This window comes from Micromonospora rubida (genome assembly GCF_009908295.1).
Taxonomy (GTDB): Bacteria; Actinomycetota; Actinomycetes; order Mycobacteriales; family Micromonosporaceae; genus Micromonospora; species Micromonospora rubida.
Window position 1 is genome coordinate 963,913 of sequence record NZ_JAAALO010000001.1, and the last position, 14,041, is coordinate 977,953.

Genomic DNA, 14,041 nt, shown 5'->3' on the forward strand with positions numbered 1-14,041 from the left:
CACCGCTTCGGTCCGACCGCGTCCGATATCGTGATGCCGCAAAATGAACCGGCTTCGACTTTCGCTCGTCGTGCACGCGACAACGAACGTACAGGGGAGAGCGATCCGTGAAGGTAACCGCCTTGCGCCGACGGCTGGCCCGGCACGCCGCGACAGTCACCCGTCCAGTGGCCCGAATGGCCCGCGGGCAGAGCCGCCTGCAGCGTACCGACCTGGCCCTGGCCCTGGTGCTGGTGATGGCGCTGGTCACGGTGGGCCTCCTCGAGTTCGCCCCCGCCCAGGCCCGCAACGACCGGTTGGCCGGCAAACCGGTCCCGGCCGGCGACCTGGCCACCATCCAGAGCGCCGCACTGTCCTGCCCCGCGCTGACCGGGCCGCGCCTGGCCGCACAGGTCATGGCCGCCAGCGGCTTCGACTCCGGCGCCGTCAGAGCCGGTAACGTCCGGGGCCTCGCCGGCCTCGACGACACCACGTGGCGCAGGTGGGAGCCATGGCCGAAGGCGCAACTCAGCGATCGACGGGCCAACGTCGTCGCCCTCGCCCACCACACCTGCGAGATGGTCGGCCAACTCCGAGCCGCCGGGGTCTCGGGTGACCCCTGGCGCACTGCCGTCGCCGCCACCCATGCCGGGCTGCAAGCGGTGCTCGACGTCAAGGCCATACCGGCCAGCGCCCAGAGCTACGTCGACACCGTTTCCGCGTACGCGGAGTGGTACACCCGCCAGCCACAGTTCGGTGGCCTGGACCCCACCGCCACCGCATCGCCCGGCCTCCCGCTGGCCGCCGCGGCAGCCGGCGCCAAACCTCTACCCCAGCAGTACGTCGCCGACGTTGTCCGCGCCGGCAACATCTGTCTCCCCGTCACCCCGGCACGGATCGCCGCCCAACTCATGGCCGCCTCCGGCTTCGACCCGAACATGCGCTCCGCCAACGGCGCCCAGGGCATCGCCCAGTTCCTCCCTGAGATCTGGGCCCAGTACGCGGCCGCGTCGAACTCCCCCGCCGCCTCCCCCTGGAACCCTCACTCCGCGATTCCCATGCTCGGCAGCGTCATGTGCGACCTGTCCGGGCAGCTCTCCGCGCTGACCGCAGGCGACCCGTACACGCTCGCTCTGGCCGCGTTCCAGTGGGGCACCGGCGCCGTCCGTGCGGCCGGCGGCGCACCCCAGGCCCCGGCGCTCCAGGACAACACCAATCGCGTTCTGGCCTACGTGGACTACTACGCCAAGGACAAGCGGCTCGGTGCCCCGCCCTCGCCGACGGCTTCGGCGTCGCCTTCGAAGTCGCCCGGGCCGTCACCCAGCCAGTCACCCGCCAGCCCGCCGCCCGCCGCCCAGTCGCCTGCCGCGCCGCGGCCCAACCCGCCCGCCGCGCCGACCGGCTACAACTTCGAGTCCGGCACCATGGGCTGGCAGCGTGGCCAGAACATCGCTCGCGTGGAGCGGGTCACCACGTTCGAGAACCGTCCCAGAACCTGCTACTCCGGTTCCTGCCTGCAGGCCGTCGGCGAGTTCATCGCCAGCACCACCCCGCGAAGCGTGTACATCGCACCCGCGAAACCGATCGACATGTCCAAGAAGTCCATGTTCAAGGTGCAGTTCAACTGCTTCGGTGGGGTGCAGGGCGCGACCGGCTACCGCGCGATCGTCGCGCTGACCGGCAGCGACGGCAGCCGGGTGATCGCGACCCTGGCCCCCCCGGCGGACACCTGGACGACCCTCTCGGTGAACCTGGCCAACTGGTCCTCGGTGTCGTCGGTGACCCGGATCGAGGTCACCTTCCAGGCGGTCGGCACCACCTACCCGAACTGGACCGGGAACTTCCAGCTCGACAACGCCACGTGGGGCTAGGAGTCAGGAATCGTGTTGTCAACCCAGACCTACGCCAAGGACCAACGGTGGCTGTTGACCAGTTGAATGATGGCTTCCGCCGTCCCGGGACGGCCAGCACCGGCCGCCGGTACGGCACGGTGACAGCGGCGGTGGCGGGTCTCGTCGCGGTCGTGGCGGGGCTGCTGCTGGCAGGTCTCCCCGCCGTCGCGGTGCCCTCGGACAGTGCCGAATACGTGAAGTACTACACCGTCACGTCGTCCTACCAGGGCGCCCCGGAGACGCTCGGCGGGATCTCCCAGCGTTTCCTCGGCACCACCGACCGGTCGGTGGAGATCTTCAGCCTCAACGTGGGCCGCACGCAGCTCAACGGCGACAAGCTGAGCGATCCCAAGATCCTGCGTCCCGGCTGGCAGCTGGTGCTGCCATGGGACGCGGTCGGCACGGGCGTGCAGTACGGGTTGCTGCCCCAGAAGAACTCGAAACCCGCGCCCTCGGGCTCGGCGCCGGCACCGGCGGCACCCGGGCAGTCGACGCCCACGCGCGCACCGACGAACACCCAGGCACCCCGCGCCGGCAACCCGGCCGTGGTGCCCAGCGCGGCGCCCAAGCCCACCTACAAGAGCGGCCAGTGCGCCGCCGCGACCACCTCCAACTCCCCGTCCAACTGGGCCGCCCTGCGCCTGGCCCCCGACCAGGCCTGGGCGCACAGCCGGGGCAAGGGTCAACTGGTGGCGATCGTGGACTCCGGCGCGGACGGCAGCCTGGCGCAGTTGGCCGGGCGGGTGGCCCTCGGCGCGGACATCGTCTCCGGCAGCGGCCGTGGCAACACCGACTGCCTGGGTTCGGGCACCGGCATGGCGGGCATCATCGTGGCCAAGCCCACCCAGGGCAGCGCGCTGTCCGGCATCGCGCCGGACGCCACCGTGATGCCGGTGCGGATCGTCACCACCAAGGCGGAGGCCCGGGCCTCCGACCAGGCGGCCGGCATCGAGGTGGCCACCTCGGCCGGTGCCACGGTCATCGCGCTCGGCTCCTACGTGAACACCAGTGACGCCGCCGTGGCGAAGGCCGTCGCGACGGCCGTCAGCCGGAACATCGTGGTGGTGTTCGGCGCGCCCACCACGACCACACCCACCAGCCCGGACATGGTCACCGGCGGTGACGGGGTACTCCGGGTCGGCGGTGTCGGAGTGGGCGGCCAGCCGGCCGCCTCCTACCGACCCAGCATGGTCGACGTCGTCGCGCCCGGGCTGAACGTGACCACCCTCGGGGTCACCGGAACCGGCGTACTGGCCAGCAACGGCACCCCTTACGCGGTGGCGTTCGTGGCCGCCGAGGTGGCCCTGGTCCGGGCCGCCTACCCGGGCCTCGACGCTGCCCAGGTCACCCACCGGGTGAAGGCGACCGCCGACAAGATGTCGGACGCGGTGCCGGACAAACGCTACGGGTACGGAACAATCAATCCCGCCGCCGCTGTCACCCGCGAGTTGGCCGAGGAACATCACGCGGTCGCCCCGACGGCCCGACGCTCGTTCGACGATGGCCCCATCTCGGGCAACCGGACCATGGCGCTGATCATCGTCAGCGTGGTGGGGCTGGTCGCCGCCGGACTGCTGGCCTTCCGGGTGCGCCGGCTGGTGCACCCGAACCAGGACGGGCCCGCCGACGGTTCAGCGGGTAAGGCCCCCGACCGGGGGGACACCGGGGGCGGCGGAGCGCCACCCGGGGGCGCGGCGCCCGCGGCCGGCGAAGCCGCCGCCCGTGCCGGCGGGCGCCACCGGCCAGACCACGGTATGCCGCCTCCACTCGCGGATTCGGCGAAGGCGAGCCCGCGACCCCGGCAATCCTCCCCCGCCGTACGCGAATAGGAACTCCCGGTCCGAGCCGGCACGACAGGGCGCCCAGCGCCCTACGGACGCGGCCCAGCCGTCGATCAGTTACAGAGATTGTGGTCGAATGGCACCATGCCTGAGTTCCGCAGAGCCGACTACGGGCCGGAGTTCCACCGCCTGCTGCTGCGCGTGGCCGGGCACGCGCCGGACGACACGATCGCCGAGGCGCGGCACGCGCTGGCCCAGGGCCGGGTGGCCGACGTGGCCCGGGCGGTCGGCGCGATCGCCTCGGCCGCCGGGCTCGCCCTCACCGGGGAGGAGCACGCGCTGCTCGCGGCCGCCGCGCCGGAATCCGTCGGCGAGCTGCCCGGCACGCAGCCCGGCGAATGGCCGCCGCCGTCCTTCAGTTTCACGCCCGCGCTGGTGGACGAGGCGATGTTCGCCCCAGAGGCGGCTCCGCCGCTGCTGGACCTGACCGACTCGCCCACCGAGTTCTTCGACGCGGTCACCGACGAGATCGACCACGCCGCGATCGGGGCGATGAGCCGGGTGCCGGGCGCGACGGCACTGTGGCGGGCCTGGCGCCTCGGTGATCCCGACGGCGAGGCCGGCCCGGTGGCGCAGGTGTTCGTGCTGGCCACTGACGTGCCCACGGACGACCTTCCGGTGGTGACCGCGCTGCTGCAGGAGGAGTTGGCCCAGGCGGGCGCGGCGGAGACGCTGGTCGAGGCGTACGCGCCGGGCGACGAGCTGCCCGCGTACCAGGCGCAGGCGCGCGGGGCCGCCGCGCTGTTGTGGACGGCGGCCGACGCGTACCCGATCGCGGTGGCCCGGGTCTTCGACGGCGTCGATCCGGCCACCGGGCCGTGGTTCGCCCCGGACCACCCGCGCCTCGACGGAGCCGACCGGGAGCGGATGGTCTCCTTCCTGGAGTCCGGTCGGCCGGTGCTGACGACGACCCAGCGGATGGGCGACATCGTGGAGCCGGAGCGCGGTGCCGTCGTGCCGCTGTCCTACCGGACCGACGGCGTGTGGGTATGGACCGACACCGTCACCTACTACCTGCGTGCCCACGGGCTGGCCCCCGACGGGGATCTGCTGGACCACGCACGCGGCATCGACTTCCGTCCCGCGCTCGTCGACGAGGTCGCCGAGCACCGTGTGCTGGCCGCGCTGTTCCGCCCGGCCGCGGCCGGCTCGCCCACCGCCGCCCGAGCATGAACCCCCGAACACCTCACCCCTGCGGCGAACCACCACGTTGATTGATTTCCTGCGGCTTCCAGAAGCTCGACCGCTGCCATAGCCCGACGCCGAGGCCCGGCTGCAGACCGAGTACTCTCCCCGGCCGCTGTCGGACCTGATGCTGGACGATCGGCTCGACGCCCCGGCCATCGTCAACTACCCCGACCTCTCGCCGCGGTTGCCAGCCACGGCCCTGGCCGAAACGATCGCGGTCGAGCCGGTGTTCGCGGCAGTGTGCGAGCAGCACCCGTTGGCCGATCGGGATGAGATCGAATTGGCGGATCTCGCCCACGAGCCGTGGGCGCTGACTCCACTCATCGGGTCGGCAGCAAGCGGTGACAGGCGTGGAGGCAGCGGATCCCCCGTCGGGTGGGGAGCGCACTAGCCGCCGCTCACCCGCCAGGAGTGTTGCTGCGTCAGGTATCGCGCCCGGTACTCGGTGCTGCGCACCCAGGAGGCACCGCCAGCACCTCGATCGCGAGTGTGCCGCCGGGCGCCACGGCGGCTCCGGACGGGACGGCCGCGTCGATCGGGCGGACCGTCGCGTAGAAGGACTGGATCATCTTCTCCCGGCTGACCACGTTGAACTCCCGCCGCAACGCCTTCATCAGCGAGTTCTGGCTGGGCCGGTAGATGCCGAACTGGGTGTAGTAGCCGCCCTCGTAGGCGTCGATCACGCCGCCGTCGGGTGTGTCCGCGCCCAGCCAGTACCACCACTTCTTGCGCGGGTGCAGCAGCTGGTCGGCGTTCTTCTTGGAGATGTTTGCCTCGGCCGGTTCCGGCCCCCGGTAGCGGCTGCCGTCGTCGGGAAAGGCGTAGTAGTCGTACTCGTCGGCGAGGTCGCCGATGGAGTGCCCGAGCTCGTGCGGCAGGATCTCCGCGGCCAGCGGATGGCCGCCGGCGAAGGTCGCCACCTCCTCCTCGGTGTAGCCGGCCCCGCCGTACATCCCGCTGTTGGCCAGCACCGCCACCTGGTCGGCGTCGGGTGCGAAGCCCGCGTAGTGCTTGACCTGCTCGATGTCGGCGCAGAGCAGCCGCTGCAACCCGTCACACCAGTAACTCGCCGCCAGAGGAGTATCGCGGCTCACGTCAGCGGTCGGGTCGCCGCTGACCCCGGACACCGGCGAGACCAGGTCGACCCGCCAGACGTTGAACAAGGTGCGGTAACTGCGGAACGGCTCGCGATTGGCCAACAGCTCCCAGGTCCGGCTCACCTGCGCGGCGTAGGTGCCGAGCTCGGGCTGGGTTTATCCGTCACCGACAAAGACGATGTCGAGGCGGTTCCCGCTCGGGCCGTGCACCTCCACCGGAGTCACCGTGACGGATGCGGCGGAGGCCCGCGCGATCGCCGCCGACCAGGTCGCGAACAGCCCAGCAGCCAAGGCCACCGCAAGCGACACAGTTCTACGTACAGGCAACATGAGCGCCTCGACAATCGGCAGAGACGGGGGTGTGTGCCGATATCCTGCGCAATCCGTTGTCCAGCCGCCATAGCCCGCCGTGGCGCAGGTGCCGGCGGCCGACCCCCACACCAGCGAAATGCCAGGTCAACGGCCGGCCATAACAGAGCAGCTATGCAAGTTGAGATACCACCTGAACCGGAAGAAACGCCGCCTGACCGCTTGAGGTCCCGGGCTTCCACGGCGCTCGAGCCGTTGATCGAGATGCCCGCCGCGACGCCGCGTCCGGGCAGGGACCGGGTTCCCGACGGCTGTCAGCCCGACGACGCCGTCCCCGGGACGTGGCAGGATGCCTGCAGTCATGCGCCCTCACCTGGGCACCCGCCGTGCTGTGCCCCGCCCGGCGGTGACGAACGACGACGGGAGCCGCCGATGGCGATGCGGGAGGCTGAGCCGGGGGACCCGCGGCAGCCCTCCCCCAGGCCGTCGCCCCCCGGTTTCGTCGGACGCGAGGCGGAACTCGCCGCGCTCGGTACGGCGTTCGACAGCGGCCCGGCGGTGGTGCTCATCGAGGGAGAGGCGGGCATCGGAAAGAGCCGTCTCGTCGGGGAGTACCTCGTCTCGGCCGCCGGTCGGCGCAACCGCAGCCTGGTCGCGACCTGCCCGCACTTCCGTGAGCCCTACACCCTGGGGCCGATCGTGGAGGCGGTGCGGCAGGCGACCGACCGGGTGGCGGATCTGCCGCTGAGCGATCTCGCCGGTGCGCTCCGGCCGCTGTTCCCGGAGTGGGCCGACGAGCTACCGGCGGCGCCGGAGCCCCTGGGCGACGTCCGCGCCTCCCGGCACCGGTTGTTCCGGGCCCTCCTCGAACTGCTCGGCAACCTGGACCTGGCCGTGCTGGTGGTCGAGGACGTCCACTGGGCCGATGACGCGACCCTGGAGCTGCTGCTGTTCCTCGTGGCCCGCCAGTCGCCGCCGTTCAGCGTGGTGGTCACCTACCGACCCGAGGACGTGCCGGTCGGGTCGCTGCTGCTGCGGTTGACGTCGCGACTGCCGTCGACCACCACAAGGTTGCGGCTGCCCGTCGGTCCGCTCGACGTGTCGCAGACCGCCCAACTGGTGTCGTCAATGCTCGATGCCGAGCACGTCTCGCAGACCTTCGCCGGCTTCCTCCATCAGCGGACGGCGGGAATCCCCCTGGTGGTGGAGGAGTCGGTACGCCTGCTCCGGGACCGGGCCGACCTGACCCGTGTCGGAGGTGAGTGGGTACGCCGCAGGCTCGACGAGATCGACGTCCCGCCGACGGTGCGCGACTCGGTCCTGGAACGCGTCGCCCGCATCGGCCCGCACGGGCAGGCGGTGCTCCGGGCCGCCGCGGTGCTCGCCGAGCCCAGCGACGAGGCGACCGTGACGGCGGTCAGTGCCCTGACCCCGGCGGAGGCCCTGGACGGGCTCACCGAGGCGCTCGGCTCCGGGCTGCTGCGCGAGAACAACCGCTGGCTGGTGTCGTTCCGCCATGCCCTGGCCAGTCGGGCCGTGTACGAGGCCATTCCCGCGCCCCAACGCCGCGGGATGCACCTGCGTGCCGGCCTCAGCCTCGAAGACCGACCGCAGCCGCCGGTGGCCCGGTTGGCGTACCACTTCCGTGAGGCCGGCCGCACCGCCGAGTGGTGCCGGTACGCCGAGCTCGCCGCCGATCTGGCGCTGGAGTCCTCCGACGAGGCCACGACGGCGGCCCTGCTGCACGATCTGCTGACCAAGGCCGAGCTGCCTGCCCGAACCGTGGTCCGGCTCGTCATGAAGGTCCCGTTCGGCGCGTTCGCCGGGCGGGACCGCCACGCGGACGTGGTCGACGCCCTGCGGACCGTGCTGGCCGGCGGCACCCTGCCGCCGGCCGACGAGGCGGTGGTCCGGTTCCGGCTCGGCTGTGTGCTGTTCGTGACCGAGGACTACGAGGCGAGCCGGGCCGAGCTCGAACGGGCGATCCAACAGCTCACCCATGACCCGGTCAAGGCCGCTCGGGCGATGGCCTTCCTCGCCTACCCGCAGGGTGTCACCGCGCCCGCCGAGACCCACCTGGCCTGGCTACGCCGGGCTTCCGAGATGCGTGCGTCGATGTCGCCGGCGGACCAGCTGATCCTCACCGTCGACACGGCGTCGGTGCGGTTGATGCTCGGGGAGGAGGCGGGCTGGGAGGACGCGGCCAGACTCCCCGCCGACGCCGAGTCCCCCGTTCTGCGCCAGGAGCTGGTGCGCGGTCAGCTGAACGTCGGAACCGAGGCCGTGATGTGGGGCCGGTACGCGGAGGCCGCACGCCGGCTCACCGGCAGCCTCCAGCTCGCCGAACGGCATCAGTACCTGCGTTACCGCGGCTGGATCCTGGCGACCCGGCTGCAGCTGGACTGGTTCCTCGGGGAGTGGAGCGGCCTGGCCGAACGGATCGACCTGCTGGTCGACGACGAGGACCTGGACCCCGCCGCCCGGAACAAGGCGCTCCTGGTGCGCACCTCGCTGCAGGCGGCGGCGGGCACCCTCGCCCGGGATGACGACGAACTGCTGGCGGCGTCCCACACGCTCGGCGTCGCCGATGTCGGGATGAGTCCGGCGGCGGTGCTGGCGCGATCCTGGCTGGTCGAAGGCCGCGTCGCCGAGGTGCTGACGCTGACCGGCGAGGCCCTCGGCATCGTGGCGCACCGTGGGGTCTGGATCTGGGCCACCGATCTCGTCCCGATTCGGATGGACGCGCTGATCACCGCGGAGCGGACCGGTGAGGCCGCCGACCTCGTGGCCGCGTACGCCGACGGCTTGCGCGGCCGTGACGCCCCGGCCCCGCTCGCCTCGCTGGCGCTGTGCCGGGCGATCCTCCTGGAGGCCCACGGGGACCGCCAGGGGGCAGCCACGGCGTACGACCGTGCGGCCGCCGCGTGGCAGGCGCTGCCGCGACCGTACGACGCTCTGCTCACCCGGGAGCGACAGGCGAACTGCCTGATCGCCGCCGGGCAGGCCGAGGCCGGGCTCGCGCTGTTGGCCGAGGTGTGCCGCGACCTGGCCGGGCTCGGAGCTCACGCCGACGCGGCCCGGACGGCGGAGCTGTCGCGGGCGCACGCCGTCGACGAACGACACGACGTGCGGCGCGGGCGACGCGGCTACGGCGACCAGCTCTCCCCACGGGAGCTGGAGGTGGTCCGGCTCGTCGTGACCGGCCGGACCAACCGCGAGATCGCCCAGGCGCTGTCCCGGTCACCGAGGACGGTCGCCGCGCAGCTCAACTCGGCGATGCGCAAGCTCGGTGTCTCCTCGCGGACGGCGGTGGCGGTCAGCGCCCTGGAGTCGGGCGTGCTCACCGACCCGCCCATTCTTTAGGTCATCTGGCGCATCACAACCAGTCGCTGTCGGCCGAGACTCGGGACCCTCAGGTCCTGGAAGGAAAGCCGATGGCAGACGACCCTACCGGCACGCGTACCGACGACTCCCCCACGCCGGCCGCGCAGCCCGCGCCTGGCCCGCGACCGCAGCCGGAGGGGCGGGACCCGCACGACGCCGGCGACCCGTCGACCGGTCGCGGAGCACCGGCCGGCGGCGATTCCCGACCGACGTACGAACCGCTCTAGCCCGCCCCCTTCGCCCATCACCCCCAAGGAGTCTCACGATGCGCGTGAAACCCGGATCGAGACGGCCGCTCGCCGTCCTCGCGACGTTCGTCGCGATGTCGACGGCGGCGGTCGCGGCGCCCCCACCGGCCGCCGCCGGAAGCCCGCTGGCCCTGCCGGCTCCGGCCGGTTCCGCCCAGGCCGCCCCCACCCAGACCTCTCCCGCCCAGAACGCGAACCCGATCCAGCTCACCGGCGTCGGCGCGGGCCCGCACACCGTCACCCTGGTCACGGGTGACAAGGTCACGCTGTCGAGCAGTGGCGGGCCGTACGCCGTCGACGTCGAAGCGGCCGCACGCCCGGACGGCAAGCGCCCCCAGTTCGTCACCCAGTCCGAACCCGGCGGCGTGTACGTGCTGCCGACCGACGCCATGCCGGCGGTCCAGGCCGGGCGGGTCGACCGGGAACTGTTCGACGTCAAGTACCTCGTGGAGCACGGCTACGCCGACGCGCGGACGGCGAAGCTGCCGGTGATCGTGCAGTACGCCGGTGACCGGGCCGCGAAGTCGGTGTCGGCGGCGGCCGCCGCACTCCCGGCGAGCACGCCCACCCACCAGTTGGAGAGCATCCAGGGCGCCGCGCTCGACGTGGCCAAGCAGGATGCGGGGAGCTTCTGGACCGCCGTACGCGGTGAGGTGCCGCAGCCGGGTCAGCCGGCTGCCGCGCGGACCAGTGGACTCGGCGGCGGCATCGCCAAGCTGTGGCTGGACCGCAAGGCCACCGTCAACCTGGACTACAACCTGTCGCTGATCGGCGCCCCGCAGGCGTGGGCGGCCGGTCACGACGGCACCGGGGTGAAGGTCGCGGTGCTGGACACCGGGATCGACGCCACGCATCCGGACCTCGCGGGCAGGATCGCCACGTCGCGGTCCTTCGTCCCCGGCGAGGACACGGGCGACGGGCACGGGCACGGCACCCACGTCGCCGCCACCGTCGCCGGTAGCGGGGCGGCCTCCGGGAACGCGCGCAAGGGCGTGGCACCGGGCGCGCAACTGGTGATCGGCAAGGTCCTCAACGCGGCTGGGGAGGGACAGGATTCCTGGATCATCGAGGGCATGGAGTGGGCGGCGACCAGCGGAGCCAAGGTCGTGAGCATGAGCCTCGGGGGCGCGCCGACCGACGGGTCCGACCCGATGAGCGAGGCCGTCAACGAGCTCACCGCGTCGACGGGGACGCTGTTCGTGATCGCGGCCGGCAACGCCGGCGCGGAGCGGACGGTCGGCACGCCGGGCGCGGCAGCCGCGGCGTTGACGGTGGCCGCGACCGGCCAGACCGACCTGCTCGCCGGCTTCTCCAGCCAGGGGCCACGACTGGACGGGGCACTCAAGCCCGACATCGCCGCGCCGGGAATCGACATCGTGGCGGCCCGCGCCGCCGGCACCACCATGGGCAACCCGGTCGACGAGCGCTACACGAGCGCCTCGGGTACCTCGATGGCCACTCCGCACGTGGCCGGCGCGGCCGCGATCCTGGCCCAGCAGCACCCCGACTGGACCGCCGTCCAGCTCAAGTCGGCGTTGATGAGCACCAGCAAGGACGCCGGCCACACCGTCTACCAGCAGGGCGCCGGTCGGGTCGACATCGCCCGGGCCGACCGGCAGGGGGTGTTCGCGACGACCCCGAACGTCGACTACGGAATGCTGCCCGTCACCCAGCCGGGGACGGCGAGCCGGCAGGTCAGCTACGCCAACCTGACCGGCGAGCCGGTGACCCTCACCCTCGCCACGACACTGGCCAACACCAAGGGGACCGGCGTCGGCGACGCGCTGCGCACCGAGCCCACGGTGACCGTGCCGGCCAACGGTACGGCGACGGTGGCGGTGACCGTCGGCCTCGACAAGCTCGGGGAGGGCATGTACACCGGGGCCGTCGTGGCGACCGCCGGTGAGGTGCGGTTGACGACGCCGGTCGGGCTGGTGCGGGAGCCGGAGAAGTTCGCCCTGACCGTGCGTACCCTCGGCCGCAGCGGTGAGCCGCTGCACCCCGTCCTCCACGACGTGGTCGACGTGGCCGATTCGCGGGGACGTGTCCTCGAGGCGTACGCGCCGGAGCCTGGGGTGATCGTCCAGAACGTCCCCGCCGGCACCTACAGCGTGGCGCAGATCGTGTACTGGGTCGGAGACGACTCGCGGGTCAACAACGCCTGGCTGTTCGCCCCCGAGGTCACCGTGACCGGTGACACCGAGGTGGTCGTGGACGCGCGGCAGGCCCGACAGATCACCTTCAACACGCCCAAACCCGCCCAGCCGCTCAACAACAGCGGTGGGGAGTCGGCGTACCAGCGGACCGATGTCGGCGGGCAGTCGTACGGGTTCTCGCCGATCCTGGGGACGCCGTGGGGTGCCTGGCAGCATCTGTGGGCGACACCGACCAAGCCGGTCAAGGTCGGCCAGTTCCGGTTCCGCCACCAGTGGACACTCGGACAGTCCGAGCTTGCGATGCAGATCCGCGGCGGGCGCGGGGTCGACCTGCACCCGATCGTCCCGGTCCGCTGGGAGGCGCAGGCTTCGGACGGCAGCTGGCAGCCCTACCAGTTCAGCAGCGACGGCTGGACCCCGTTCCGCACCGGGGATCTTCCGCTGGTCGACGCCGGCCGCGGTCGCCCGGAGGACCTCGCCGGCCGCGATCTTCGGGGCAAGCTCGCGCTGCTGGAGACCGATTTCGCGCCGAGCGGCGACCCACTCTGCTATGTGCTGATCGCCAACGTGGAAGCGGTCCGCGCCGCCGGCGCCGCCGGGCTGGTCGTCTTCCCGTCGAACCCGGGGTGTGCGACGCCGCTGTGGATCGGCCAGGAACAGTTCAAAGAGCCACGGCCGGCGAACATCGCCAACGTGTCGCTGTCCACCAAGGAGGGTCTCCTGCTGCGGAACCGGCTCGCCGGGCAACAGGTGACGATCCGGACGACGGCGACGCCGGAGACGCCCTACACCTACACACTCAACCCGTACGAGGAGGGGCGGATCCCGAACTCGCTGCGCTACACCTTCACCGAGCAGCAGCTCGCCCGGGTCAACACGAGCTTCCACGCCGACCAGCCGACCAGGATGAACGACTGGCGGTTCACCTGGAAGCAGGATGACCTCGTCATGCTCGGCACCGGCACGGCCATGGGTGAGATGGCGTTCACCGCGCCACGTAGTCGGGTCGAGTACGTCGGACCGCTACGCCCCGACGTCATCCACGAAAAGGGCGTGGCAGCTCGGGAGTCGGACACGCAACATGCGACGCGATTCTTCACCGCCGTTCACGATCGGCCGACCACCACCGACCAGCACTGGTTCGCCGGTCCGCACACGCCCGGTCCCTACACCACCGGTGACGACGTCTACGACGTTGTCGACCGCTACGGACCGAGCACCACAACGGCAGTGAGCTTCTGCATGACCTGTCGCCAGGGCAACGGTCTGGTCGTGCGTCCCGTCGACGCCTCGGCCAACCGGGGCGACCGGCAGATGCACACCGGGTCGGCCGACCGGGAGATGCGGCTGTCCAAGGACGGCGTGGACATCACCCCGGCCCAACTCGGGATCATCCGGGTGTTCCCGCTGTCGGACGGGCCGGGGAAGTACCGCCTCACCTCGCAGGATGCCAACAACTCCTCGGCGTGGACGTTCACCTCGGCGCCACCGACGAAGGCCGCGATTCCACCGGGTCACACCTGCCTGCCCGAAGGCTTCAGCCCGGGGCACTGCCGACCGGAACCACTGGTGTACGCCAGCTACGACCTCGGTGCCACCATCGACCTGAAGAACACCGTGTCGGCCCAGGGCAGGCACACGTTCCGGGTCAACGCGTTCCACGAGCGGTCCAGCGCGGCGATGCCGGCGATCGCCGGGCTGAAGCTGTGGAGGAGCACCAACGGCGGAAAGACCTGGGAGACCGTGAGCGTCAAGCGGGACCGGGCCGGCAGCTACGTCGCCACCACCACCTACGGCCATGCGGCCGGCAAGAAGGTCAGCTTGAAGGTCGAAGCCTGGGACACCGCGGGTAACCGCCTCCAGCAGACCACCCTGGGGGCGTTCACGCTCCGCACCACCGGCCACAGCGGCCCGACGCGGTAACCGACAACCGACGGCGAAGGGGCG

8 protein-coding genes and 1 pseudogene are annotated in these 14,041 nt (G+C 71.9%); 7 read left to right on the top strand and 2 right to left on the bottom strand.

What is annotated here, in order from left to right; genetic code table 11:
* Window positions 1-107 precede the first annotated feature (107 nt).
* From GVV04_RS03660 to GVV04_RS34700, 4 genes are all read left to right on the top strand, one after another.
* Window positions 108-1,850 (top strand): lysozyme family protein, encoded by a 1,743-nt coding sequence (locus GVV04_RS03660; RefSeq protein ID WP_161684370.1) that lies wholly within the window; start codon window positions 108-110, stop codon window positions 1,848-1,850.
* 47 nt (window positions 1,851-1,897) lie between these two features.
* On the top strand, window positions 1,898-3,700 hold the full coding sequence (locus tag GVV04_RS03665; RefSeq protein ID WP_328822185.1) for a S8 family serine peptidase: 1,803 nt from the start codon (window positions 1,898-1,900) through the stop codon (window positions 3,698-3,700).
* Window positions 3,701-3,796: 96 nt separating this feature from the next.
* A complete protein-coding gene (locus GVV04_RS03670) occupies window positions 3,797-4,885 on the top strand; it encodes a hypothetical protein (protein ID WP_161684372.1) in 1,089 nt (362 codons plus the stop codon).
* Window positions 4,886-5,024: 139 nt separating this feature from the next.
* Entirely contained in the window at window positions 5,025-5,291 is a 267-nt protein-coding gene (locus tag GVV04_RS34700) for a type 2 periplasmic-binding domain-containing protein (RefSeq protein WP_161684695.1), read from the top strand.
* 31 nt (window positions 5,292-5,322) lie between these two features.
* Here the strand turns inward: GVV04_RS34700 and GVV04_RS34705 are convergent, their stop codons facing one another.
* A complete protein-coding gene (locus GVV04_RS34705) occupies window positions 5,323-5,583 on the bottom strand; it encodes a M64 family metallopeptidase (protein ID WP_407938755.1) in 261 nt (86 codons plus the stop codon).
* 21 nt (window positions 5,584-5,604) lie between these two features.
* A pseudogene (locus GVV04_RS03680) lies at window positions 5,605-6,141 on the bottom strand (M64 family metallopeptidase); the annotation flags it as partial.
* A gap of 597 nt (window positions 6,142-6,738) precedes the next feature.
* Here GVV04_RS03680 and GVV04_RS03685 point away from each other — a divergent pair.
* The 3 genes from GVV04_RS03685 to GVV04_RS03695 all read left to right on the top strand — a co-directional run bounded on the left by GVV04_RS03685 (window position 6,739) and on the right by GVV04_RS03695 (window position 14,017).
* Window positions 6,739-9,669: an ATP-binding protein gene (locus GVV04_RS03685; protein WP_235965558.1), complete on the top strand. Its 2,931-nt coding sequence runs from the start codon at window positions 6,739-6,741 to the stop codon at window positions 9,667-9,669.
* A gap of 71 nt (window positions 9,670-9,740) precedes the next feature.
* On the top strand, window positions 9,741-9,917 hold the full coding sequence (locus GVV04_RS03690) for a hypothetical protein (protein ID WP_161684376.1): 177 nt from the start codon (window positions 9,741-9,743) through the stop codon (window positions 9,915-9,917).
* A gap of 38 nt (window positions 9,918-9,955) precedes the next feature.
* Window positions 9,956-14,017, top strand: coding sequence for a S8 family peptidase (locus GVV04_RS03695; protein ID WP_161684378.1), 4,062 nt, complete (start codon window positions 9,956-9,958; stop codon window positions 14,015-14,017).
* The last annotated feature ends 24 nt before the right edge of the window (window positions 14,018-14,041 follow it).